The sequence below is a fragment of the Burkholderia stagnalis genome (genome assembly GCF_039848545.1).
Taxonomy (GTDB): Bacteria; Pseudomonadota; Gammaproteobacteria; order Burkholderiales; family Burkholderiaceae; genus Burkholderia; species Burkholderia stagnalis.
This window is the reverse complement of record NZ_CP156685.1, coordinates 2807039-2830367: the sequence shown is the minus strand read 5'-3', so window position 1 is coordinate 2830367 and position 23329 is coordinate 2807039. Positions and strand designations below refer to the sequence as shown.

Below are 23329 nucleotides of genomic sequence, written 5' to 3'. Positions count from 1 at the left end.
CGCATTCCGTCGCACCGCGCGGGATGCGCCGATTTCACTTCTTCCGGACCGGCGCGTGCGCCGAATTTTCGCTATGAACAAACGCATGTCCGCGGCAGGCTGGATCCTGCTCGCGATGGCGGCCGGCATCCTGATCGGCTACATGATCAATACGCAGTTTCCGGACAAGCGCTCCGCCACGGAGATCGCCGGCTACATCTCGCTCGTCTCGGACGTGTTCCTGCGGCTGATCAAGATGGTGATCGGCCCGCTGGTGTTCTCGACGCTCGTCGTCGGCATCGCGCACATGGGCGACGCGTCGTCGGTGGGGCGCGTGTTCGTGAAGGCGTTCGGCTGGTTCGTCACCGCGTCGCTGATCTCGCTGCTGCTCGGGCTGCTGATGGCCAACCTGCTGCGGCCGGGCGAGAACCTCGGGCTGCCGCTGCCGGACATCGGCGCGACGGCGAGTCTCGCGACGTCCAAGTTCACGCTGAAGGATTTCGTGGGGCACATGGTGCCGAAGTCGTTCGCCGAGGCGATGACGAACAACGAGGTCCTGCAGATCGTCGTGTTCTCGATGTTCTTCGGCGTCGCGCTCGCATCGCTCGGCGAACGCGCGAAGATCCTCGTCGCCGCGATCGAGCAGCTGTCGCACGTGATGCTCAAGATCACCGGCTATGTGATGAAGCTCGCACCGCTCGCGGTGCTGGCGGCGATGGCATCGACCGTGGCGATCAACGGCCTGTCGATCCTGCTGAAATTCGCGGTGTTCATGGGCGATTTCTACGTGAGCCTGTTCCTGCTGTGGGCCACGCTCGTCGCGGCCGGGCTGTTGTTCCTCGGCCGCCGGGTGTTCAAGCTGCTCGCGCTGATCAAGGAAGCGTTCATGCTGTCGTTCGCGACGGCGAGCTCCGAAGCCGCGTATCCGAAGATCCTCGATGCGCTCGACCGCTTCGGCGTGCGCCGCAAGATCTCGAGTTTCGTGATGCCGATGGGCTATTCGTTCAACCTCGACGGCTCGATGATGTACTGCACGTTTGCGTCGCTGTTCATCGCGCAGGCCTACGGCATTCATCTGTCGCTGGGCACGCAGGTCACGATGCTGCTGGTCCTGATGCTGACGTCGAAGGGGATGGCCGGCGTGCCGCGTGCATCGCTCGTCGTCATCGCGGCGACGCTGCACCAGTTCAACATTCCGGAAGCGGGGCTGCTGCTGATTCTCGGCGTCGACACGTTCCTCGACATGGGCCGCTCGGCGACGAACGCGGTGGGCAACTCGATCGCCAGCGCGGTGGTCGCGAAGTGGGAGGGCGAGCTGATGCCGGAGGCCGAGGCCGAAGCGCATGCCGCGCGTCTCGACGCGGAGCTGGCGCTGCGGATCAAGGAGAAGGCTTGAGCCATCGCCCGGGCGTCCGCTATCGGACTTGACCCGCCAATACCTGCCGCCGGCACCATGCCGGCGGAATGATCAGACCCGCGAGAAGCCTTGTTCTCGCGGGTTTTTTGTTTTCATCGGGCCCGCTCCGCCGCGCGGAATCGGGCCGACGAGATGAACGTCGATCTGCTAACGTAGCGGATGTCTGCGGCATCGTGCGCAGGTTCGCAGCCCGTTGATCCGTCACCATGAAACGGCTGTCGACTCCCCGAGCCCGCACGCGCAGCGGCGCGTGAGCCGGCGCACGATGCAACCTGGATTGCGGGCCGTCGTGCCGGCCGCGCTGCATCTACCCTGTGTTGCGCAGATGGGGCGATGGCTCGTCTAACCGCGTCAGGCCCACCTGCGCGTCAACGAAGCAGCCGCCCGATCGGGCGGTGTGTACACCGGGCATTCCGCAAACGTCTACCGGGCGAATCCTTTCAAGCCGAACGCGTCTTGCGCGCATTCGGCGGCAGGTTCGGTGCCGGGAGCAATCGGGCCGACGCGCGAGGCGTCGGCTACATCTCTTGGAGTGGTGATGAAGCTGGACGGATTGAGCCGCCAGATCGCGCTGACGATGGCGGCGATGGCGTTGGGCATGACGATACTGGTCGTGACGTCCGCCTACACGTTCTACAACGTGCTGATCAAATACTGGCCGGGCGAGACCAATCTGACGGGCTGGACGCCGACCGGCCCGGAGTGGGTCTGGCTGATCGCGACCACGCTGGCCGGCCTCGCGCTCGCGATCGTCGTGGCGGTCAACCTGTCGCGGCGCATCCTGGCGCCGTTGAATTCGGTGGCGGACAGCATCCGCCGCGTCGCGCACGGCGATCTCGGCGCGCGCGCGGTGGCCGGCGACCGCTCGTTGCGCGAAGCCGCGCTGCTCGCCGACGATTTCAACGCGCTCGCCGACCAGTTGCAGCGCGTGACCAAAGAGCAGGCGTTCTGGAATGCCGCGATCGCGCACGAGCTGCGCACGCCGGTCACGGTGCTGCGCGGCAGGCTGCAAGGGCTGGCCGAAGGCGTGTTTACGCCCGATGAAACGCAATTCCGCAGCCTGCTGACGCAGGTGGAAGGCCTTGCGCGGCTGATCGAGGATCTGCGCGTGATCAGCCTCGCGGAAAGCGGCCATCTGGATCTCGAGGTGCAGGACACGAATCTCGCCGCCGACGTCAAGGCGGTGGTCGAGGTGTTCGGCGATGCGCTCAGGGCTGCAGGCCAGCATCCGGTGCTGGATCTCGACGACCGGCCGATGCGCTGCGATCCGATGCGGATCCGGCAGGCGCTGCTCGCGCTGCTGGAAAACGCCCGCCGGTATGCGGTGCCGGGGGCGATCCGCATCCAGACCCGGCTGGAGCACGGAACCTGTCATCTGCGAGTCGAGGACGACGGCCCGGGCATTCCGGCGGATTTCGCGCCGCACGTGTTCGAGGCGTTCCGGCGCGCGACCGATACGCGCCGCGGGCAAAACCGGGGGAGCGGGCTGGGGCTTGCGGTGGTGGCGGCGATCGCGCACGCGCATGGCGGGCAGGCGCTGTGCAACCGCGCCGGCAGCGGCACGCGTTTCGAGTTGCGTTGGCCCGACGATCTGGCGGCGGTATGAAAATCGCAACCGCGGCGTAACCGCCGGCGATTTCAGCCGCGGCGGCGGGCACGCCCTCGCAGGCACTTGAACCACAGCCGGGCGGCGCCGACGCCGCCCGCGACCGGAATGCGCGGCAGTGCGAACGGATCGTCGTGCCGGCTTGCACAGCCGCGCTGCGTGGTGGTCGCATTCCGGTATCCGGCCGCCTCGACCTGGTCGCGCACCCGTGCGCTCAGGTCGCCATACGGATAGCAGAACGATTCGATGCGCCGCCCGCTCAATGCCTCGAGCCGGCGGCGCGATTCGACCACCTGCCGCCATGATTCGTCTGCGGCCACGCGCGACAGCGGCACATGATCGAGCGTGTGCGAGCCGATCTCGTGGCCGTGATCGCGCCATTCGAGCATGTTCTCGATCGACATCAGCGGGGAACGCACGGTGTCGTCGCCGGCGTCCCACGCGTTCGTGCCGTCGAACCGGTCGGCGACGAAATAGCAGGTCGCGGTGAAGCCGGCTTCGTCGAGCACCGGCATCGCGTGCGTCAGCACGTTGAGAAAGCCGTCGTCGAACGAGATCCCGAACACCTTGCCGTGCCGCTCCCCGCGAATATAAGGCTGCAGTTCGGCCACGCTCAGGCCGCGGTAGCCGAGCCGCCTGAACCACTGCATCTGGCGGCGGAATGCGCTGGGGTCGACGCTCAGCCCGCGCAACCGGTCGGTGGGCGGCGGCAGCGGGCGAATCTGGTGGTACATCAGGATCGGGTAGCGCGTCGCGGGCGTCATCGCCATTGCATCGCTCCGGTCGCCGGCACCCGATGGCTGCGATGCCGGCCGATCGCGCTTTCATAAACGGACATCGTCGCGTCGACGAACTTCTCGAAGCAGAACTCGTGGCGGCCTTTCAGCCAGGCATTGCGGCTCATCGACTCGACGACTCCGGGCTCGGCCGCGATCGCGCTCAGGATCGGCGCGACGGCTTCCGGCGCGCGCGGCGGCACGATCCATCCGTCGACGCCATGCTCGATGTTCTCGGGCAGGCCGCCCACGCGGCTGACGATCGTCGGGCAGCCCATCGACATCGCTTCGCGGCACGCGTACGACAGGCTCTCCTGGTACGACAGCACGAACGACACGTCGGTGATCGAGAACAGGTCGTGCGCGCAGTCGAGCATGCCGGTGAAGACGGTGCGCGACGCCATGCCGTGCTGCGTGACGAGCGCGCGCTGTTCGTCCGACGGCGCCTCGCCCGCCAGCAGCACGCGGAACCGCTCGCGCTGTGCGTCCGGCAGGCGGCCCAGCGCGGCAATCAGGTCCGTCCAGCCCTTCGCCGGTGTGGTGCCGGCCGTGCTGCCCAGCACGATCGCATCCGCGCCGGCCGGCCCGAAGCACGCGGCCTTGCGGCGGCGAACCTCGTCGCGGCGCAGCCGGCTCGCCGCCGGAACGCGCACGCCGTGCTTGATCACGGTGATGTTTTCATAAGGCGATTCCCGCTCCAGCATCACCCGGACGTAGTCGCTCACCGCGATGGTGCGCGTCGTCGCGAAGCGTGCGCGGAACAGGTTGCCGAAGCTGTCGGCGCGGTAGGTATTGTGTTTCGTGAACACGACCGCGGGCCGGTTGCGGCAGCCGGGCAGCGCCAGCATCACCTGCCGGTGATCCGCCGAGCCGTTCACGTGGACGACGTCGATGCGGGCGGTGTCGATCAGCCGGCGCAGCCGGCGCACTTCGTGGAACAGCGTGGTCCAGCGCGGCTTGAACTGCATGTCGACGACCGAAATCGCGGGGTGCTCCGCGACCAGGCGCGACAGGCGGCTGCCTTGCGGCGACGCGACGGTCACCCGGTGACGCCCGCTCATCGCGGTGGCGAGATCGTGCACGTAGGTGTCGTGGCCGCCGCCGAAGTCGCCATGAAAGTTTGTATAGAGAATGTTCATCTCGATGCATCGCTCTTCTTCGAACGCGCGTCATCAGGGTTCCTGAATGTACGGACGCGTGTTCCGGGATCCACGGCAGCGCGCCGCACATGGGCGGACCATCGGCGTTGCCGGAATGAATGCCGGAATCTTACAGATGCGTTACATCCGGGGTTGTCGATGCCTGTGCCGTTTTGTGTAGATTCGTCCGGTCAGGCGATCCGGATGCGGCCGGGGCGGAGAGATGAACCGGCGGGTCGTGACGGCGGCGCGAGCGCCGAAGGCGCCGCGACGCATGCCGTATGGGGAAGAAGCGCTGCTTTGCGGCGAAGGCGGGGTCGTCAGGCCCGATCATCGGCGCCGTTGCCATCCGCGGGGATGGGGGCGCGTTCGACGGCAGGGCGTGTCCCGGGCCGCCGGTCGGAGCGGGGCGCTGGCGCAAGATCGGCGGGCCAGCGCAATTCGAAACAGGTGCCGCTGCCGGCGCGGTTGCACAGTGCCTGCCCGCCGTGCGCGTGCGCGATCGCCGCCACCACCGCAAGCCCCAGCCCGCTGCCTCGGTTTTGCCCGCGACGCGTATCGGTCGCGCGCCGGAACGCCTCGAACACGTGCGGCGCGAAATCCGCCGGAATGCCCGGGCCGTCGTCCTCGACCCGCAGATGACAGGTTCCGTGCTCCAGCCGGGTCTGGATGCGGATCGCTCCCGGCACCGCATGCCGGCGGGCGTTTTCCAGCAGCGCGAGCAGCGCCTGCCGGATCCGCATCGGATCGCAGCGCATCGGCCGGTCGTCGAGATCCAGCACCAGATGCTGGCCTGCGGCCCTGAGCGCATCGCCGAACACCTCGACCACCGCCTTGACGTCGGCGGCGAGATTCGTGTCCTGCACCTCGAGATCCAGATGGCCGCTTTCGGCGAGGCTGATCACGCGCAGATCCTCGATCAGCCGCGCAAGGCCTTCCACCTGCGTCAGCAGGCTGCGGAATTGCGTTTCATCGGGGGTAAACACGCCTTCGGCCAGCCCCTGCAGCCTGCCGCGCAGCACCGTGACCGGCGTGCGCAGCTCGTGCGCGATCGCGGCATTCCAGAACGCCTGCTCTTTGGTCACGCGCTGCAACTGGTCGGCGAGCGCGTTGAAATCGTCGGCGAGCAGCGCGGCTTCGCGCAACGAGCGGTCGCCGGCCACCGCACGCGCGCCGAGATCGCCGTGCGCGACGCGGCGGATGCTGTCCGCCACCGAGTTCAGCGGCGCCAGAATGCGCCGCGACAGATTGACCGCGACGGCAATCGCGAGCGCGAGGCCGGCCAGCGTGGTCGCGCTCAGCCAGACCCATTCCGGCGTGGTCGGCACCCACTCCCAGCGCGTGCCGTAGTTGTAATAGGCTGGCCAGTACGTGAAGACCAGGTAATAGAACACATAGGCCGTCACCACCACCAGCACCGTCACGCCGAACGCCATCGCCGCCATCCACAAGGCGATCTGGCGGCTCAGGCCTTCCAGCTTCAATCGACGCTCCACAGCTTGTAGCCGACGCCGCGCACACTGGCCGGCACACCGTCGATGCCGAGTTCCTCCAGTTTCTTGCGCAGCTTGCTGATGTGGCTGTCCACCGTGCGCTCCAGCGCATCGCCTTCCGGCAGGCAGGCCGCCATCAGCTCGGCGCGGCTGGCTACCCGCTTGGGCGCGCGCGCCAGCTGCGCGAGCAGCTTGAATTCGGTCAGCGTGAGCGTGAGCGTGTGGCGCTGCTGGCCGATCTGCACGGTGGCTTCGTGGTGGTCGAGGTCGATCTCGAACGGCGCCGCGCGCAGCACGCGCCGGTCCGCCGCGCCCGAATTGGCCATCGAGCGGCGCAGCACCGCCTGCACGCGCGCGACGACTTCCGCGGGATTGAACGGCTTGACCACGTAGTCGTCCGCACCGATGCGCAGCCCGGTCAGTTTGTCGACGTCCTGGTCCAGCGCGGTCAGCATGATCACGGGCGTATCGCCGCGATGGCGAATCTCGGCCAGCACCTGCCAGCCGTCGACGTGGGGCATCTGCACGTCCAGCAGCACGAGGTCGGGCTTGAGCGACAGATGCAGGTCGAGCGCGCGGCGGCCGTCGGCCGCATGCACGCTGCGCAGGCCGCTGCGCGCGAAATAGGCGGCCAGGATCTCGGCGATCTCGGGTTCGTCCTCGGCAATGAGGATCAGGGCTTGGGCGCCCTGGGCGGCACCGGAGGGGCGGGTGGTTTCAGGCATGTCGACTGCTTCGAATTCCGTTGGTATCTCCATCGAATCTCCATGCTACCTCAGACGAGACGCCATTGGTCGCGCGCAGACTCGCCAGTCTTCGCCGGCAGTCTGGTTGCCTGCGTCTCATGGAGTCCATATGAAGAACGATCGACGTTGCCGCTACGGCGGTGCATACGCCCTCGTGTTTGCTGCGCTACTGGCCGGGTGCGGACAATCCGAACAACAGGCCGCACTGCCGGCGCCGCAGGTGAGCGCCATGACCCTGGCGCCTGCGCCCCTCAAGCTGACCGAAGACTTGCCCGGCCGCATCGCGGCGGTCAGGATCGCGGAAATCCGCCCGCAGGTCAGCGGCATCGTGCAGCGTCGGCTGTTCGAGCAGGGCACCGAGGTGCGTGCCGGCCAGTCGCTGTTCCAGATCAACCCGGCGCCGTTCAAGGCCGACATGGATACGGCCGCGGCGGCGCTGCAGCGGGCCGAGGCCGCGCTCGCGCGCGCCAAGGTGCAGACGGCGCGCTTGCGCCCGCTCGTCGAGGCGGACGCGATCAGCCGCCAGGTGTATGACGATGCGGTGTCGCAGCGCGACCAGGCAGCCGCCGACGTCGCGCAGGCGCGCGCCACGCTCGCCCGCCGGCAGCTCGACCTGAAGTTCGCGACGGTCGAGGCGCCGATCACGGGCCGCATCGACCAGGCGCTGGTGACCGAAGGCGCGCTCGTCAGCAGCGCCGACAGCCAGCCGATGGCGCGCATCCAGCAGATCGACCAGGTTTACGTGGACGTGCGCCAGCCGGCCGCATCGCTGCAGCACCTGCGCGACGCGCTGGCGTCGCAGGACGGGTATACCGGCACCGGCCTGCCGGTCGAGGTGCTGCGCGACGACGGCACGCCTTACGACGTCAAGGGCCGCATGCTGTTCTCCGGCGTGAACGTCGATTCCGGCACCGGCGACGTGCTGGTGCGCGTGCTGGTGGACAACTCGAAGCGCCAGCTGCTGCCGGGCATGTACGTGCGCGCGCGCATTCCGCGCGCGAACTACGCGAACGCGCTGACGGTGCCGCAACAGGCGGTGCTGCGCGCGGACGGCAAGCCGCAGGTCTGGGTGCTCGACGCGAAGAACCAGGCGCACCTGAAGCCGGTCGAGCTGGGCGAGCAGGCGGGCCGCAGCTACCGCATCAAGTCGGGGCTGCAGGCGGGCCAGAAGGTCGTGGTGGAAGGCATGGAGCGGCTGGCCGACGGCGTCCCGGTCACCGCGAAGGCCTGGAAGTCGCCTGACGCCGCGGCCGCCACGGCCGCGCGCTGAGTCACGGGGAGCGTCCTGCCATGTCTCAATTCTTCATCCGCCGGCCGGTCTTCGCATGGGTCGTCGCGCTCTTCATCATCCTGACGGGCTTGATCGCGATCCCGGAGCTGCCGATCGCGCGCTACCCGACGGTCGCACCGCCGACCGTCACCATCACCGCGACCTACCCGGGCGCCACGCCGCAAACCATGAGCGACGGGGTGCTGAGCCTGATCGAACGGGAGCTGTCGGGCGTCAAGAACCTGCTGTACTACGAGTCGTCGGCCGATACGTCCGGTGTCTCGAAGATCACCGTCACGTTCAAGCCCGGCACGGATCCGGCGCTCGCGCAGGTCGACGTGCAGAACAAGCTGAAGGCCGTCGAGCCGCGCCTGCCCGCGGTCGTGCGGCAGAACGGCGTGATCGTCGAGTCGGCCTCGTCCGGCTTCCTGCTGTTCGTCGCCCTCAAGTCCGATAGCGGCCGTTTCGACGAAGGCGAGCTCGCCGACTACATGGCGCGCAACATCGTCGAGGAGCTGCGCCGCGTCGAGGGCGTGGGCCGCGTGCAGATGTTCGGGTCCGAACGGGCGATGCGCATCTGGGTCGATCCGTCCAAGCTGATCACCTACAACCTGTCGATGAGCGACCTGACGGCCGCCGTCAGCCAGCAGAACGTGCAGATCGCGCCGGGCAGCGTCGGCGCGTTGCCGGCCATGACGGGGCAGCGGGTGACCGTGCCGCTCACCGTGCAGGGTCAACTGACGACGCCGGAAGCGTTTGCCGCGATCGTGCTGCGCGCCAACGCGAACGGCTCCAAGGTGGTGCTGGGCGACGTCGCGCGGGTCGAACTCGGCTCGCAGTCCTACAACTTCGTCAACACCGAGAGCGGCAAGCCCGCCGTCATCGCCGGCGTGCAGCTTTCGCCGGGCGGCAACGCGGTCAAGACCGCGGCGGCCGTGCGGGCGCGGCTGGACGAGATGCGCAAATCGATGCCGTCGGGCATGAGCGATTCGATCCCGTTCGACACCGCGCCGTTCGTGAAGATCTCGATCGAGAAGGTGCTCCATACGCTGCTGGAAGCGATGGTGCTGGTGTTCCTCGTGATGTACCTGTTCCTGCAGAACGTGCGCTACACGCTGATCCCGGCGATCGTCGCGCCGGTCGCGATGCTCGGCACCTTCACGGTGATGCTGGCCACCGGCTTCTCGATCAACGTGCTGACCATGTTCGGCATGGTGCTCGCGATCGGCATCATCGTCGACGATGCGATCGTCGTGGTGGAGAACGTCGAGCGCCTGATGGCGGAGGAAGGCCTGTCGCCGAAGGACGCGACGGTCAAGGCGATGAAGGAGATCACCGGCGCGATCATCGGCGTCACGCTGGTGCTGACCGCCGTGTTCCTGCCGATGGCGATGTCCAGCGGTTCGGTGGGCGTGATCTACCAGCAGTTCACGATGTCGATGGCGGTGTCCATCCTGTTCTCGGCGCTGCTCGCGCTCACGCTGACGCCGGCGCTGTGCGCGACGATGCTCAAGCCGATCGCGCACGGGCACCACGAGAAGCGCGGCTTCTTCGGCTGGTTCAACCGCCGCTTCGACCGCATGACGCAGTGGTACGCGACGCGCGTCGGCCGGCTGATCGGCCGTGCGGGGCGCGTGATGCTGATTTTCGTCGCGATCTGCGGCGTGCTGGTGGTCGGCTTCCGGGAGCTGCCGTCGTCGTTCCTGCCCGAGGAGGACCAGGGCTACTTCATGACCGGCTTCCTGCTGCCGTCCGATTCGACGGCCGAGCGCACGCGGGACGTGGTCAAGACGCTCGAGCGGCATATCGCTTCGCGCCCGGGGATCGAATCCAGCATTTCGATCGTCGGCTACGGCTTCTCCGGCTCCGGCCCGAATGCCGCATTGAACTACGCGGTGCTGAAGGACTGGAACAAGCGCAACGGCGCGACGGCCATGGGCGAAGCCATGATGGCCCAGCAGGCGATGGCGGGCGTGACCGAAGGCACGGTGATGAGCCTGATGCCGCCGGCGATCGACGAACTGGGCACCAGCTCGGGCTTCTCGATGCGCCTGCAGGACCGCGCGAACCAGGGTAGCGCGGCGCTCAAGGCGGCCGAGGCCAAGCTGCTCGAACTCGCGGCGCAAAGCAAGGTCGTGGTCGGCGTCTATCCGGACAGCCTGCCGGCCGGCGCGAGCATCCGCCTGGATATCGACCGGCAGAAGGCCGAGGCGCTGGGCGTGTCGTTCACGAGCATCAGCGACACGCTGTCGGGTGCGATGGGCTCGACCTACGTCAACGATTTCCCGAACGCGGGGCGCATGCAGCAGGTGATCATCCAGGCCGATGCGCCGGCGCGCATGCAGATCGACAGCGTGATGAAGCTCTACGTGCGCAACGCGAGCGGCGGCATGGTGCCGCTGTCCGAGGTGGTCCAGCCCGTGTGGGCCGATACGCCGCTGCAGATGGTGCGCTACCAGGGCTACCCGTCCGCGCGCATCTCGGGCATGGCCGCACCCGGCTACTCGAGCGGCGCGGCGATGGACGAGATGGAACGTCTGGCCAGGCAGCTGCCGCCGGGCTTCTCGGTGGCGTGGACGGGCCAGTCGCTGCAGGAACGCCAGTCCGCTTCGGAGGCGCCGATGCTGATGGCGCTGTCGATGATCGTGGTGTTCCTGGTGCTGGCGGCGCTCTACGAGAGCTGGTCGATCCCGCTGTCGGTGATGCTGGTCGTGCCGCTGGGCCTGATCGGCGCGATCGGCGCGGTGATGCTGCGCGGCTTGCCGAACGACGTGTACTTCAAGGTCGGGATGATCACCGTGATCGGCCTGTCCGCGAAGAACGCGATCCTGATCGTCGAATTCGCGAAGCAGTTGCGCGAGGAAGGCAAGGGGCTCGTCGAAGCGGCGGTGGAAGCGTCGCGGCTGCGGCTGCGCCCGATCCTGATGACGTCGCTGGCGTTCGGCCTGGGCGTGGTGCCGCTGATGATCGCGACGGGCGCGAGCGCCGAAACGCAGCACGCGATCGGCACGGGCGTGTTCGGCGGCATGGTGACCGCCACGGTGCTGGCGATTTTCTTCGTGCCGGTGTTTTTCGTGTTCGTGATGGGCTTCCAGGAGCGCGTCGGGGCATGGTTCGGATCCCGTAAGAAAACCGTCGCCGTGAGTCCGGAACAGGAAGGTTAATGTGATGCGAATGCTTGTTCTTCCCCTTGCCGTAGCGGCGGCCGTCGCGCTGTCGGCCTGCTCGATGGCGCCCCGGCTGGTCAAGCCGGAGCCGCCGGTGCCGACGGCCTACACGACCGAAGGCGCCGCGGCCGAAACCGGCGCGCATGCGGCCGACCTCGGCTGGCGCACGATGTTCGGCGACCGGCGCCTGCAGCGGCTGATCGAGCTCGCGCTCGACAACAACCGCGACCTGCGCCTGGCCGTGCTGAACGTGGAGGCGGCGCAGGCCCAGTACGGGATCCAGCGCGCGGACCGGCTGCCGTCCATCAATGCCGGCGCCAGCTTCACGCGCCAGCGCACCCCCGCGGATTCGCAATCGAACCCGCCGATTCTCGAGTCCACGCAGAATCAGTACGGCGTGAACGTCGGCATCAGCGCGTTCGAAATCGATCTGTTCGGCCGGGTGAAGTCGTTGTCGGATGCCGCCTTTGCGCGCTATCTGGCAACCGACGAGGGGCGCCGCGCCGCGCAGGTCTCGCTCGTCGGCGCGGTGGCGGATGCCTATTTCGCCGAGCGCCTCGCGCAGGAGCAGCGCGCGCTGTCCGAACGCACGCTGGCCGACTGGCAGCAGTCGCTCGACCTGGCGCTGCGCCTGAAGGAGGCGCATCAGGCCAGCGGCGTCGACGTCGCGCAGGCCGAGGGCCAGGTCGCGAGCGCGGCCGCGGACCTGGAGGCGCGCACGCGGGCCGTCAAGCAGGCGCGAAACGCGTTGCGGCTGCTGGTCGGCGCCGAGCTGCCCAGGGATCTGCCCGAACCGGTGCCGCTGGAGCGCCAGCCGGTGATGACCCAGCTGCCGGCGGGCTTGCCGTCCGAGCTGCTGATCCGCCGGCCGGACATCCGGCAGGCCGAGCAGAACCTGGTGGCCGCCAACGCGGATATCGGCGCCGCGCGCGCCGCGTTCTTCCCGCGGCTGTCGCTGACGACGACGCTGGGCTTCATCAGCCCGGGCTTCGGCAGCCTGTTCGACGGCGGCCAGCGCACCTGGGCGTTCTCGCCGCAAGTGACGGTGCCGATCTTCCAGGGCGGCAGGCTGCGTTCGGAACTGCGCCTGGCGGAGGTGCGCAAGTCGAGCGCTGTCGTCGAATACGAGCGGGCGATCCAGATCGCGTTCCGCGAGGTCGCGGACGGCCTCGCCGGCCGCGAAACCTACGGCCGGCAGATCGACGCGCAGACCCGCGTGGTGGCCAGCGCCGAGCGCCGCACCGACCTGTCGAACCTGCGCTATCGCGCGGGCGTCGAAGGGCGCCTCGAGCTGCTCGATTCGCAGCGGCAGCTGTACGCGGCGCGACAGGCGCTGCTGGACCTGCGAAGCAGCGAGCTGAGCAACGCTGTCGCGCTCTACAAGGCGCTCGGTGGCGGCCTGACGGATACCGACGTGCCGCCGGTGGCGAAGGCGCAGTAACGCCGGGCCGGCGCGTCGTCCGGCATGCGCGTCCGGCACGCAAGGGCCGGACGGCATCGGGATGCCCGCCGGTGGGCTGACGAATCCGCCGCTCGAATCGGCACGCTGAAGACAGGGGAATACCCTGTCTTTTTTTTCATTTCTTTTGTTATGTATCATGACCTATGTTTTGCAACATGTACTAGTAAAGGGAAGGGCCTGAAAGACCTTCGGCGCTGAAGGGGTTTTACTTCGGAAGCCGAAAGGTCATCGAACGGCCGGTGCATTCCCTTCGATTCGATCCGGATCCGATTCCGGGCAACCGTCCGGCGTGCGCTGCCCCGATGGGCCGCTGACGCATGACTTTCCTGGCATGAGAAAAAAGACACCATGGCAAAGAAGTCTCCACCCAACCGTTCGGCCGATTTGCAGCGAAGGCAATGGCTCAAGTACGCCGGTACGTCGGTTGCCGCCGCCGGCATCGCGATGGGCGCGGCCCGGGCGAACGCCGGCGCCGCGCAAGCGGCCGGCAACCCGGGCGACGTGCTCGATGTCGTCATCGTCGGCGGGGGGCTGGCCGGCCTGACCGCCGCGCGGGACCTGCGTTACGCCGGCTGCGAATCGTTCCTGCTGCTGGAAGCGCGGGACCGGGTGGGCGGGCGGACGCTCAACTACGACATCGGCGGAGGCTACGTCAGCGAAGTCGGCGGGCAGTGGATCGGGCCCGGTCAGACGGCCGTGGCGGATCTCGCGCGCGAGCTGGACGTCGGCACTTTCCCGAGCTACTACACGGGCAAGACGGTCGTGCTCGGCGGCGACGGCCGCATGGAGATCGACCTGAACGGCACGTTCGGCACCGACGAAGCCGTCGGCGCCAAGCTCAGCAAGCTGTCGCGCGACGTGCCTTCGGGCGCGCCGTGGAAATCGCCGAAGCTGGCCGAGCTCGACAAGCTGTCGGTGGGCGAGTGGCTGGCCACGCAGGACATCCCGCTCGAGGATCGGCCGAGCTGGAACGGGTCGATCGCACTCTCCGGCGGCGTGATGCCGGCCAAGATGGGCCTCCTGCATTTCCTGTCGATGATCAACTCGGCCGACTGCGACTACGCGCAGCTCGACTCCATCCGCCACAGCGCGCAGGAAACCCGCTTCGTCGGCGGCTCGCAGATCCTCAGCGACAAGATGGCCCGGCAGCTCGGCGACAAGGTGCGCCTGTCGTCGCCGGTGCGGCGGATCTCCGATTGGGATCGCGACGTCGTCACGCTGCATACGGACCAGGGCGTGGTGCGCGCGCGGAAAGTCATCATGGCGATCCATCCGGCCCTGTGCAACCAGGTGCAATTCACTCCGCTGCTGCCGGAAAAGCGTGCCGCGCTGCAGCGCGCATGGCCCGCTCATTCGCCGGCGCGCAAGACGGCGATGGTCTACAAGCGCCCGTTCTGGCGCGACAAGGGCTTGAACGGCCATGTCTTCCAGTTCAACGGGCCGATCATCTGGGCCTACGACAACTCGCCGCCGGGCGGCGAGATCGGCGTCGTCAACGCGTTCGTGAAGAACGCGCTGCTGCCGTCGGACGTGCAGGCAGCGAAGCGCATGCTGGCGGAACTCTATGCGCAGGCATGGGGCAAGGACGCGTTGTCCCCGGTGGATTACCACGATCACGACTGGGGGCAGGCGGACCCGTGGACGATCACCTGCGTGTCGGCGATTCCGCCGGGTTTCTGGAGCGCGCACGGTGAAGCGCTGCGGCCGCCGTGCGGCAACCTGATCTGGTCGGGTACCGAAACCGCGAACATCTGGGCCGGTTACATGGACGGCGCCGTGCGCTCGGGCCACCAGGGCGCGCTGCAGGCGCTCAATGCGCTGCGTCGGGCATGAGGGGAGCAGACATGAAAAAACGCATCCTGCTCGCCGTTGCCGCCATCGTCGCGGTCCTCCTCGTGATCTACGGGCCCGGTCTCCTCGATCTCTATCGCCTGCAGCGCTTCGTCACGACGTCCGCGCAGGCCGACGAGGCCGACGGCGGCCAGTGGCCGCGCCTGGTCGACGCGTGCCTCGCCTGCCACGGCGTCAACGGCAATTCGCTGCATCAGGGCTATCCGAGCCTCGCGGCACAGCCGGCCTCATACGTCGCCGAGCAACTGCACAAGTTCGCCGCCGGACAGCGGACCAGCCCGTTCATGGCCCCGCTCGCGATGTCGCTGAGCGATGCCGAGATCAAGCGCGTGGCCGATTACTACGCGAAGCAGACCGCCGCCGAGAATCGCTTCTTCGAGCCGGATGCCCGGTTGAAGGCGCGCGGCGAGCAGCTGGCGAAGGACAACGCATGCGCGGCATGTCACGGCGCGCAACTGATGGGGCAGGGGCCGTTTCCGCGCCTCGCCGGCCAAGGCGCCGACTACGTGCTGAAACAGCTCGACGCGTTTGCCGCGGGCACGCGCGTCGAATCCACCGGCACGATGCAGCGCGTCACCGCGGCCATGTCGCCGGAAGACCGCAAGGCGGTTGCCCACTATCTGGCGAGCGTCAAGCCGGCGAAGCAATGATCAATCCAGTGCAATCGGGAGAGGGAGTTTAGTCATGGACCATAGAACTTTCGTGCTTTGCCTGGCCAGCGGGCTGCTGGCGACGACGACGTGCGTCTACGGTGTGAAGTTTCTGAAGAAGCGCAACTATCTGCTCGGCCTCGAGTGGCTGATCGTGACGGTTTCCTCGACCAATGCGCTGATCTATTTCGCGACCGGCTTCGAGATCTCGGGCCTCGTCTCGCATGTGCTGGATGCCTTCTCGCGCGGGTTCGGCATGCCGATCGTCGCGGTCGCGGGGCTGATGGCCGTGACGCACGGCTACAAGCCGACCGCGCGCCAGGATGTCGCACTGTTCGCGATGTCCTTCGTGGGCACCGCCGTGCTGGTGGGCGCCGGTTTCGTCGCCAAGGTGTTGCCGTACTTCTACGTCGTCATGTGGGCGCTCCTGTCGATCTACCTCGCTTACTTCGTGCGGCGCTTGCTGCGCGCGGGGCAGCTGTTCCATGCGATGACCACGACCGTCGCGCTGGTCGCATCGCAGGCGATCGCCTGCATCTACGACTTCTATCCGATACCGGGCGACGCGCACAACGTCGTGTTCAACTTCTTCGTGCTCGCGCTGGTCACGTGGTCGTACGTCACGGTCGTGCTCTATTACGCGTATGGCGCGCTGGAGCGCGCCAATCGGACGGCGAGCGCCGGGGAAATTCGCTCGGCCCGGGATCCGCATCGTCGCCTTGCGTGAGCACGCATATCGTCGGGACAGCGGGAACGTATCGGCCCGCCGAAAAATGATGAGTGAACCTCGTATCGAATTGCCTGCATCGTGGCCCGGTGCGCCGCAGGCTGCGGCCGAGATCGAACCCGCGAAATCCGCGCGCCTGACGGGCGCGCAGAAGCGGGATCGGACGCGCGAACGCCTGCTGTGCGCCGCGCACGAAATCTTCTCGACGAAGGGATACGCCACGGCGAGCATCGAGGAGATCGCTGCGGCAGCCGGCTACACGCGCGGCGCGTTCTATTCGAACTTCCGCGACAAGACGGAGCTGTTGCTCGAACTGCTCAGGCGCGACAGCGACGAGCTCGACGCGGAACTGCAAAGGATGCTCGACGCGGGCGGCACGCGCGAAGAGATGCAGCGGATGGCGCTCGCGCATTATCGGCAAAGCGTTCGCCGGCACGGCTCGTTCCTGATGTGGACGGAAGCCAAGCTGCACGCGGTCCGCGATCCGGTGTTCCGGGAGCACTTCAACGCATTGCTGCGCGAACGGCAGAACCGCGTGAAGGGCTACGTCACGGGTCTTGCGCAACGCGCGGGCGCGCCGCTGCACTTGCCGGCGGACGTGCTGGCGATCGGCCTGATGGGGCTGTGCGACGGCGTGCAGTTCGGTTGTGCCGTCGATCCGCAGCGCATCACCGACGAGCTGGCCGACGCGGTGCTGACCAGCTACTTCGAGCATGCGGTGTTCGATCGCATGCCTGAGTGACGGTGCGCCGCGTTCGGCGGCATGACGTCGAATGGCCGGTTGCATCCCCGTTCGGATTGTCGTCGTATCTTCCCGGCGCGGTCGGTTGCGCGGCGGGGCATTTCAATGCCGCAACGCGCGCGCGCGCGTTACGGCGTATTCGTCACCAACGCAAACGGGACGCATCATGAAAACCAGGATCACCGAGCTCTTCGGTATCGACTATCCGATCATTCAAGGCGGCATGCACTACGTCGGGTTCGCCGAGCTCGCGGCGGCCGTCTCGAACGCAGGCGGCCTCGGCATCATCACGGGCCTCACGCAGCGAACGCCGGACGATCTGGCCGCCGAAATCCGGCGCTGCCGCGAGATGACCGACAAGCCGTTCGGCGTGAACCTGACCTTCCTGCCGACCGTCAGTCATCCGGATTATCCCGGCTATATCCGGGCGATCATCGAAGGCGGCGTCAGGATCGTGGAAACCGCCGGCAACAATCCGCAGCCTTACCTCGCGCCGCTCAAGGAAGCGGGCGTCAAGGTGATCCACAAGTGCACGTCGGTTCGCCACGCGCTGAAAGCCGAATCCATCGGATGCGACGCCGTCTCCGTGGACGGGTTCGAATGCGCGGGCCACCCGGGCGAGGACGACGTTCCCAACTTCATCCTGCTGCCGCGCGCCGCCGACGAACTCAAGATTCCGTTCGTGGCCTCCGGCGGCATGGCCGACGGCCGCTCGCTGGCGGCGGCGCTGTCGCTGGGCGCGGACGGCATCAACATGGGCACGCGCTTCGTCGCCACGCAGGAGGCGCCCGTGCACGAGAACGTGAAGCAGGCGCTGGTCGCCGCGACGGAACGCGATACGCGCCTCGTGATGCGTCCGCTGCGCAATACCGAGCGCGTGCTGCGCAATGCCGCCGTCGACCGCATTCTCGAGAAGGAAGGCGCACTCGGCGCCGGCATCAAGTTCGAGGACATCGCCGACGAAGTGGCCGGGGTGTATCCGCGCGTCATGAAGGAGGGCGCTGTCGACGTCGGCGCATGGTCATGCGGCCTGGTCGCCGGCTTGATCCATGACGTTCCGACGGTCAAGGCACTGATCGAGCGCATCGTCGGCGAGGCGACCGAGATCATCGGCGGCCGCCTGGCGCGGATCGTCGGCTAGCGACGCGACACGCCGGTCGAGGCGGCATGCGCCGTCTCGATTCCTCCCGACATCGGCACGCACCGCGTGCCGGTTCACTCACGTTTTCCTGATCCGGTGACGGGCGCGGGTGCGCTGCCGTCTGCGTCGCATCGCCTGTCGCCGCCCCGAATCACATGCTGTGCAGGACAGGGAATACCCTCTCTTTTTCTTTTTTTGATTTTTGTCATTATGACCTAACATTGGCAATGCGTTCTAAAACGGATAAGCCAGAAACACCCGTGACAAGGCACTCATTTGACTCATCAGGAGAAAACCGATGGATGAATCCAAACGCAAGGCTTTCGCAGAGGATGGCGCTGTTCTGATCGAAGGCTTGCTCGACGACGAACAACTGGCGCTGTGCCGGCAGGCATTCGACTGGGGTATCGAAAACCCCGGGCCGATGGCGTCCACGCTGCTCGACGGCAGCGAATTCAAGTCGCACGTCGACAACGCCAATCCGTATGCGAAGGAACGGCTCGACGAACTGGTCGGCCAACTGCCGATCGGCAAGCTGTTCGCCGATCTGTGGGGCTCCACGAACGTCTGGTACTTCGCCGAGGAGCTCTTCCTGAAGAAGGGCGGCAAGGGCGCGCGTTCGCTGTGGCACCAGGACACGTCGTACCTGCCGTGGCAGGGGATGCACTTCGGCAATGCGTGGATCAGCTTCGAGGCCGTCCCCAAGCGCAATGCGCTGGAGATCATCCGCGGGTCGCATCGCGGCACGCGCCACGACGGCACGACGTTCCAGAACCCCGACGATCCCACCGAGCCGCTGCACGGCGGCGGCGTGTGGCCGCGGATGCCGGACATCGAGGCCGAGCGCCGCGCCGATCCGAATGCGTACGACGTCATCTCGTGGGCAACGAAACCGGGCGACGTGCTGCTGCTGCATCCCGGCGTGCTGCACGGCGGCGGCGTGGTCGATGCCGATTTCCCGGATCGAAGCACGCTCGTGCTGCGCTTCTTCGGTGACGACGCCGTGTTCAGTCCGCTGCCCGACAACAGCGCCTCGGGCTACCCGACGATGGGCTTTCTGTTCGCCGAGGAACTCGCGTCGCTCAAGGCAGGCGATCCGTTCCGCGCACCCTGTTTCCGTCAACTCGTCTGAACAAAGGAGTCAATCCGTGGCAGCGAACAACCAACGGCAGTCGATCATCCCTCCGGGGTTCAAGGCCTGGTACGACGCCTTCCATTTCGCGCCGGCGACGCGCGTGGGCGACACGATCTGGGTGTCGGGCCAGGTCGGCATCGGCGCGGACATGAAGCCGGCCGACGGCGTGCAGGGCCAGGCCCGGATCGCCTTCGAGTCGCTGAAGGCGATCCTCGCGGAAGCGGGGGCAAGCCTCGCCGACGTCGTCGAACTGACGACCTTTCATACGAATCTTCAGGGCGAAACCGAGGGCTTCGCGGCCGTCAAGGACGAGTACTTTCCGGACCGCTACCCGTCGTGGACCGCGGTCGGCGTGACGCAGCTCGCGCTGCCGGGGCTGTGCGTCGAGATTCGGGCGGTGGCGGTGGCCGGATCGGGCGCGGCCTGAGCCGGCGATGGCCGGAGCGGTCGAAGCCCGGCGCAATCCAGCGGAGTGCCTATGGCGTGAGATGCGGCGTGAGATGCACCCTCTACCAGAATCGAATGGTGCGATCGATAAAAGTCGTACTCCTCAGTTGTTGATATGAACGATATCGAGCGCTGCGGCCGACGGCTTCACGATCGATCGGAACGCGGCGCGGTGCCGCCGGAAAGTGGCTTGGCCGGTTGGCCGAACAATCGGCTCGAAACGAACGCCGACCGTCCGTCGATGACGTGACCGGCGAATGATTGCGGAATCGGAAGGAGACTCATGATGAAGAAGCACACACTCGGAGCCGTGACGGCCATTGCGGCAACCCTATTGCTCGTAGCCGGTGAAGCGGCGGGGGCGGAGGACCTCACCCCGGTCGGGGCAGAACGCGGCGCCAGCAAGGACGGTGGCGTACCGGCCTTTGCCGGCAAGCAATCGCCTGAGGCTGGCTGGGAATGGGGAAAAGTGCGCGCCGATTACTGGAAGCACAAAAACGAGAAACCCCTTTATTCAATCGACGCGGCGAACGTTGACAAGTATGCCGACAAGCTTTCGCCGGGTCAGGTCGCGCTGATCAAGCAGAAGAAGGGCTATCGGATGGACGTATATCCGTCCCACCGTGAATGCCAGCTACCGGACGTTGCTGAGCAGAACTCGAAGGCGAATCTGGCAGCGGCGAAGCTGAATTCGACTGGCGAGGCCCTCGCGTCCGCCGTGTTGCCGGGCGTGGCGTTTCCGCAGCCGAAAAGCGGCGTGGAAGCAATCCTGAATTACGAAATGCGGTACCGCGGCGAAGGGATCGAGTGGGCACAGACCGTGACCTCAGTTTCCCCGCGCCCTGGCGGTAGCGAGTGGATCGACGCGACCGGCCCGCAGACGTACTTTTTCCCGTCGGCCAAGCTCGGCAAGAGTTCGCCGCAGGACGTCAACCAGCTCAGCGCCGCCGTCTACTTTCAGATGAATTCGCCTGCAGCACTGGCCGGGCAGGCATTTGTTCAGCGCCAGTACTATGACAAGGATTCGGAAACGTACTACTACTTCCCGGGCCAACGGCGCGTGCGGCGCATGCCGGCCTACACGCACGATGCGCCGCTGATCGGCTTTGAGAATCAGTACCTGATCGACGAAGCGAACATGATCAATGGCTCGCTCGACCGGTTCAACTGGAAGCTCGTCGGCAAAAAGGACATGATCGTGCCGTACAACGCGTTCGGCATGTACAAGTACAAGAGCAACCTGCACGACGTCGCCACGCCTGACGGTATCAATGCCGCCAACCGGCGCTACGAGACGCATCGCGTCTGGGTCGTCGAGGCGACGGTCAAGCCAAGTGCGCGCCACGTCGCATCGAAGAAGACTTTCTACCTGGACGAGGACAGCTGGCTCGCGCTCGTCGGCGAGGACTACGACGCGCAGGGCAAGCTGTGGAAAGTGCGCGAAAGCTACCCGATTCCTGTATGGGAACTTGGCGGCACCTGCGACAACCAGCCGCTCGCGCAGTACGACCTGATCAACGGCCGTTACGTATTCGACGCATCTTCGATAGGTCAGGGCAAGGACATTCGCTATTACGAGAAGGCCAGCGATCCGCGCTTCAAGACCGATTTCTACTCGGCTGAATCGCTGCGCTCAGTCAGCGAGCGCTGAAGAAAGGGTTGTTCAATAAATAAATAGAACAGCCGATGTGCGCTGACGCGCCGTCGGCCTCCAGGTTTGGGTGAGGTGGACGATGAAAGCGAAGCATATCATTAGGCGTACTACCATTTCGATTGCCGTGATGGGTGCGGCGACGTCGAGTGCATACGGTTACGATTTCACGATGGGGGAAGGCGCTGTCCAGGGTTCGTGGGTAACCAATCTCACCGCAGGCGCGGGCATCCGCACCAAGAGCCCGAGCTGCTCACTGACCGGCGATCCAAGCGCCCACGGCTGCGGGTCGGCAGCCAACACCAACCAGTGGGGATTCGCCGATAACGGCGACCTGAACTACCGCAAGGGTCAGCCGTTTAGCACGTATATCAGCGCAACCAGCGAACTGCTGCTGAAGATGCCGAGCGAAGGGCTGAAGTTCATGGTGCGCGGCACCGGAATGTATGACTTCATGGCGAAGAATACCGATCGCACACCGCTATCGAGCACCGCAGCAGCGCAGGTGGTCTACAACGCGCAACTGCTCGACCTGTGGGCGCAGAAGGATTTCACGATCGGCGGGCGCAACGGGCACGTACGGCTCGGTAACCAGGTGATCAACTGGGGCGAGAGCATGTTCGCGCAGAGCGGTATCAATGCGACCAACTCGCTCGACACTCAGAAGCTGCTGATTCCTGGTTCGCAGCTCAAGCAGGCGCTGCTCCCGGCGCCGATGCTGAGCATCGCCGCCGATCTGTCTCACGGGTTCAGCACCGAGGCGTACTACCAGTTCCAGTGGAACGGAAACCGCTATCCGCCGGTCGGCTCGTTCTGGTCAATCACCAACAGCTTCGGCCGCGGCGCGGAACCGTTCACGATCAACACCAACAACCTCAACGTGGCCGGCCCGAGCGCGGGGACGATCGCGGGATCGTCGGGACTCGACAAGGGCAACTCCGGCGTGCTCGACGGCATCAAGAACGGGCTCGTGAACGGCACCTACGCCGGGCCGCCGTTCAACGACATCGGCATTCCGGTCACGACGCAGCTGCCCGCGAAATACCGGCCGCAGTTCGGCGTGAAGTTCAACTTCTCGCCGCGCTCGTTCGATGCGAACTTCGCGTTCTACTACCTCAACTACATCGACAAGTCCCCGGTGCTGTCGACGCTGGCGAACGGCACCGCGCAGTGGTCGTACCTCGGCAACCGCCAGCTGTTCGGCGCCAGCGCGAACTTCGGCATCGGCCCGTGGGCGATCGGCACGGAACTGTCGTACCGGCCGCGCGACGCGGTCGCGCTGTCGAGCTGCTTCGGCGCGGGCGGCCCGCTCGACCTGAATACGAACGGCGTGCCGGGGACGAACTGCCAGCAATGGGTCGACAAGAAGAAATTCCAGCTCGACGTGAACGGCCTGCTGGCGCTGACGCGCAGCGGGTATCCATTCCTCAAGCTGCTCGGCGCGGATTCCGCGAACCTGACCTGGGAACTGACGTGGATCTATTACCCGGGCCTCGGCTCGAGCGTGACGCGCAACATCAACGGCCAGCAGGTCACGCAGGTGCCGGCGACCGGCTATTTCCCGTGGCTGAACAACAACTCGGGGCTCGGCTACCCGATCACGGCGGGGCAGGGCACGTCGAGCTCGATGGGCGCGACGATCGACTTCAACTGGACGTATGACGGCACGCTGATCCACGGCTGGCAGGTGACGCCCGGCGTGACCTTCACCACCGGGCTCTACGGCTACACGCCGACGTTCACCGCGAACTACATGCAGGGCATGAAATCGGTGAACGTCTACGTGCTGTTCAACCAGAACCCGCCGAAGTGGCAGGCGGGCATCAATTTCGCGGCGTTCTTCGGCGGGCACCAGACGGTCGGGCAGCCCTATGCGGATCGTAATTTCGTCGGCGTGTTCGTCACTCGGAACTTCTGACTTGAAGGGGTC

18 protein-coding genes are annotated in these 23329 nt (G+C 66.5%); 14 read left to right on the top strand and 4 right to left on the bottom strand.

Going from position 1 to position 23329, the window contains the following annotated elements:
* The first annotated feature begins 73 nt into the window (after window positions 1-73).
* On the top strand, window positions 74-1375 hold the full coding sequence (locus ABFO07_RS13030; protein WP_059563244.1) for a dicarboxylate/amino acid:cation symporter: 1302 nt from the start codon (window positions 74-76) through the stop codon (window positions 1373-1375).
* Window positions 1376-1934: 559 nt separating this feature from the next.
* On the top strand, window positions 1935-3002 hold the full coding sequence (locus ABFO07_RS13025; RefSeq protein ID WP_347467463.1) for an ATP-binding protein: 1068 nt from the start codon (window positions 1935-1937) through the stop codon (window positions 3000-3002).
* A 32-nt stretch (window positions 3003-3034) separates the two neighbouring features.
* On the opposite strand, the gene ABFO07_RS13020 is transcribed toward ABFO07_RS13025, so the two are convergent.
* The 4 genes from ABFO07_RS13020 to ABFO07_RS13005 form a co-directional block, all read right to left on the bottom strand.
* Window positions 3035-3772, bottom strand: coding sequence for a polysaccharide deacetylase family protein (locus tag ABFO07_RS13020; protein ID WP_347467461.1), 738 nt, complete (start codon window positions 3770-3772; stop codon window positions 3035-3037).
* Entirely contained in the window at window positions 3763-4917 is a 1155-nt protein-coding gene (locus ABFO07_RS13015; protein WP_059563763.1) for a glycosyltransferase, read from the bottom strand. Before ABFO07_RS13015 ends, ABFO07_RS13020 begins: the two co-directional genes overlap by 10 nt.
* Window positions 4918-5237: 320 nt before the next feature.
* The gene (locus tag ABFO07_RS13010; protein WP_347467458.1) at window positions 5238-6401 is read right to left on the bottom strand and encodes an ATP-binding protein; all 1164 of its coding nucleotides are present in this window, start codon (window positions 6399-6401) and stop codon (window positions 5238-5240) included.
* Window positions 6398-7135, bottom strand: coding sequence for a response regulator (locus tag ABFO07_RS13005; RefSeq protein WP_059566859.1), 738 nt, complete (start codon window positions 7133-7135; stop codon window positions 6398-6400). Before ABFO07_RS13005 ends, ABFO07_RS13010 begins: the two co-directional genes overlap by 4 nt.
* 130 nt (window positions 7136-7265) lie before the next feature.
* Between ABFO07_RS13005 and ABFO07_RS13000 the strand changes: the two genes are divergently transcribed.
* From ABFO07_RS13000 to ABFO07_RS12945, 12 genes are all read left to right on the top strand, one after another.
* Window positions 7266-8426, top strand: coding sequence for an efflux RND transporter periplasmic adaptor subunit (locus ABFO07_RS13000; protein WP_124517589.1), 1161 nt, complete (start codon window positions 7266-7268; stop codon window positions 8424-8426).
* Window positions 8427-8446: 20 nt separating this feature from the next.
* Window positions 8447-11590 (top strand): multidrug efflux RND transporter permease subunit, encoded by a 3144-nt coding sequence (locus tag ABFO07_RS12995; protein ID WP_059810955.1) that lies wholly within the window; start codon window positions 8447-8449, stop codon window positions 11588-11590.
* 4 nt (window positions 11591-11594) lie between these two features.
* Window positions 11595-13034 (top strand): efflux transporter outer membrane subunit, encoded by a 1440-nt coding sequence (locus tag ABFO07_RS12990; RefSeq protein WP_124517591.1) that lies wholly within the window; start codon window positions 11595-11597, stop codon window positions 13032-13034.
* A 369-nt stretch (window positions 13035-13403) separates the two neighbouring features.
* Complete coding sequence (locus ABFO07_RS12985) at window positions 13404-14888, top strand: flavin monoamine oxidase family protein (RefSeq protein WP_059961144.1); 1485 nt, start codon at window positions 13404-13406, stop codon at window positions 14886-14888.
* A gap of 11 nt (window positions 14889-14899) precedes the next feature.
* Window positions 14900-15556, top strand: a complete 657-nt coding sequence (locus ABFO07_RS12980) for a c-type cytochrome (protein ID WP_059566864.1) — start codon at window positions 14900-14902, stop codon at window positions 15554-15556.
* A gap of 34 nt (window positions 15557-15590) precedes the next feature.
* Window positions 15591-16283, top strand: a complete 693-nt coding sequence (locus tag ABFO07_RS12975) for a hypothetical protein (protein ID WP_059810958.1) — start codon at window positions 15591-15593, stop codon at window positions 16281-16283.
* 49 nt (window positions 16284-16332) lie between these two features.
* Window positions 16333-17025 carry a TetR/AcrR family transcriptional regulator gene (locus ABFO07_RS12970; RefSeq protein WP_081067582.1) on the top strand — a complete coding sequence of 231 codons (693 nt, stop codon included), beginning with the start codon at window positions 16333-16335 and terminating at the stop codon, window positions 17023-17025.
* Between the two features lie 166 nt (window positions 17026-17191).
* On the top strand, window positions 17192-18166 hold the full coding sequence (locus ABFO07_RS12965) for an NAD(P)H-dependent flavin oxidoreductase (protein WP_059810959.1): 975 nt from the start codon (window positions 17192-17194) through the stop codon (window positions 18164-18166).
* Window positions 18167-18464: 298 nt separating this feature from the next.
* Window positions 18465-19298 (top strand): phytanoyl-CoA dioxygenase family protein, encoded by an 834-nt coding sequence (locus tag ABFO07_RS12960; protein WP_059891535.1) that lies wholly within the window; start codon window positions 18465-18467, stop codon window positions 19296-19298.
* Window positions 19299-19314: 16 nt separating this feature from the next.
* Window positions 19315-19728, top strand: a complete 414-nt coding sequence (locus ABFO07_RS12955) for a RidA family protein (protein WP_059566868.1) — start codon at window positions 19315-19317, stop codon at window positions 19726-19728.
* Between the two features lie 303 nt (window positions 19729-20031).
* Window positions 20032-21399 (top strand): DUF1329 domain-containing protein, encoded by a 1368-nt coding sequence (locus tag ABFO07_RS12950; RefSeq protein WP_059810961.1) that lies wholly within the window; start codon window positions 20032-20034, stop codon window positions 21397-21399.
* An 82-nt stretch (window positions 21400-21481) separates the two neighbouring features.
* Window positions 21482-23317 (top strand): DUF1302 domain-containing protein, encoded by a 1836-nt coding sequence (locus tag ABFO07_RS12945; protein ID WP_347467453.1) that lies wholly within the window; start codon window positions 21482-21484, stop codon window positions 23315-23317.
* Window positions 23318-23329: the final 12 nt, after the last annotated feature.

Excerpts from the sequence above, each read along its gene's own strand:
- ABFO07_RS12970 (WP_081067582.1), top strand. The coding sequence starts at position 16,333 with ATGAGTGAACCTCGTATCGAATTGCCTGCATCGTGGCCCGGTGCGCCG.
- ABFO07_RS13030 (WP_059563244.1), top strand. The coding sequence starts at position 74 with ATGAACAAACGCATGTCCGCGGCAGGCTGGATCCTGCTCGCGATGGCG.
- ABFO07_RS12950 (WP_059810961.1), top strand. The coding sequence starts at position 20,032 with ATGATGAAGAAGCACACACTCGGAGCCGTGACGGCCATTGCGGCAACC.
- ABFO07_RS13015 (WP_059563763.1), bottom strand. The coding sequence starts at position 4,917 with ATGAACATTCTCTATACAAACTTTCATGGCGACTTCGGCGGCGGCCAC.
- ABFO07_RS13000 (WP_124517589.1), top strand. The coding sequence starts at position 7,266 with ATGAAGAACGATCGACGTTGCCGCTACGGCGGTGCATACGCCCTCGTG.
- ABFO07_RS12990 (WP_124517591.1), top strand. The coding sequence starts at position 11,595 with ATGCGAATGCTTGTTCTTCCCCTTGCCGTAGCGGCGGCCGTCGCGCTG.
- ABFO07_RS12945 (WP_347467453.1), top strand. The coding sequence starts at position 21,482 with ATGAAAGCGAAGCATATCATTAGGCGTACTACCATTTCGATTGCCGTG.
- ABFO07_RS12960 (WP_059891535.1), top strand. The coding sequence starts at position 18,465 with ATGGATGAATCCAAACGCAAGGCTTTCGCAGAGGATGGCGCTGTTCTG.
- ABFO07_RS13025 (WP_347467463.1), top strand. The coding sequence starts at position 1,935 with ATGAAGCTGGACGGATTGAGCCGCCAGATCGCGCTGACGATGGCGGCG.
- ABFO07_RS12980 (WP_059566864.1), top strand. The coding sequence starts at position 14,900 with ATGAAAAAACGCATCCTGCTCGCCGTTGCCGCCATCGTCGCGGTCCTC.
- ABFO07_RS12975 (WP_059810958.1), top strand. The coding sequence starts at position 15,591 with ATGGACCATAGAACTTTCGTGCTTTGCCTGGCCAGCGGGCTGCTGGCG.
- ABFO07_RS13020 (WP_347467461.1), bottom strand. The coding sequence starts at position 3,772 with ATGGCGATGACGCCCGCGACGCGCTACCCGATCCTGATGTACCACCAG.
- ABFO07_RS12965 (WP_059810959.1), top strand. The coding sequence starts at position 17,192 with ATGAAAACCAGGATCACCGAGCTCTTCGGTATCGACTATCCGATCATT.
- ABFO07_RS12985 (WP_059961144.1), top strand. The coding sequence starts at position 13,404 with ATGGCAAAGAAGTCTCCACCCAACCGTTCGGCCGATTTGCAGCGAAGG.
- ABFO07_RS13005 (WP_059566859.1), bottom strand. The coding sequence starts at position 7,135 with ATGCCTGAAACCACCCGCCCCTCCGGTGCCGCCCAGGGCGCCCAAGCC.
- ABFO07_RS12995 (WP_059810955.1), top strand. The coding sequence starts at position 8,447 with ATGTCTCAATTCTTCATCCGCCGGCCGGTCTTCGCATGGGTCGTCGCG.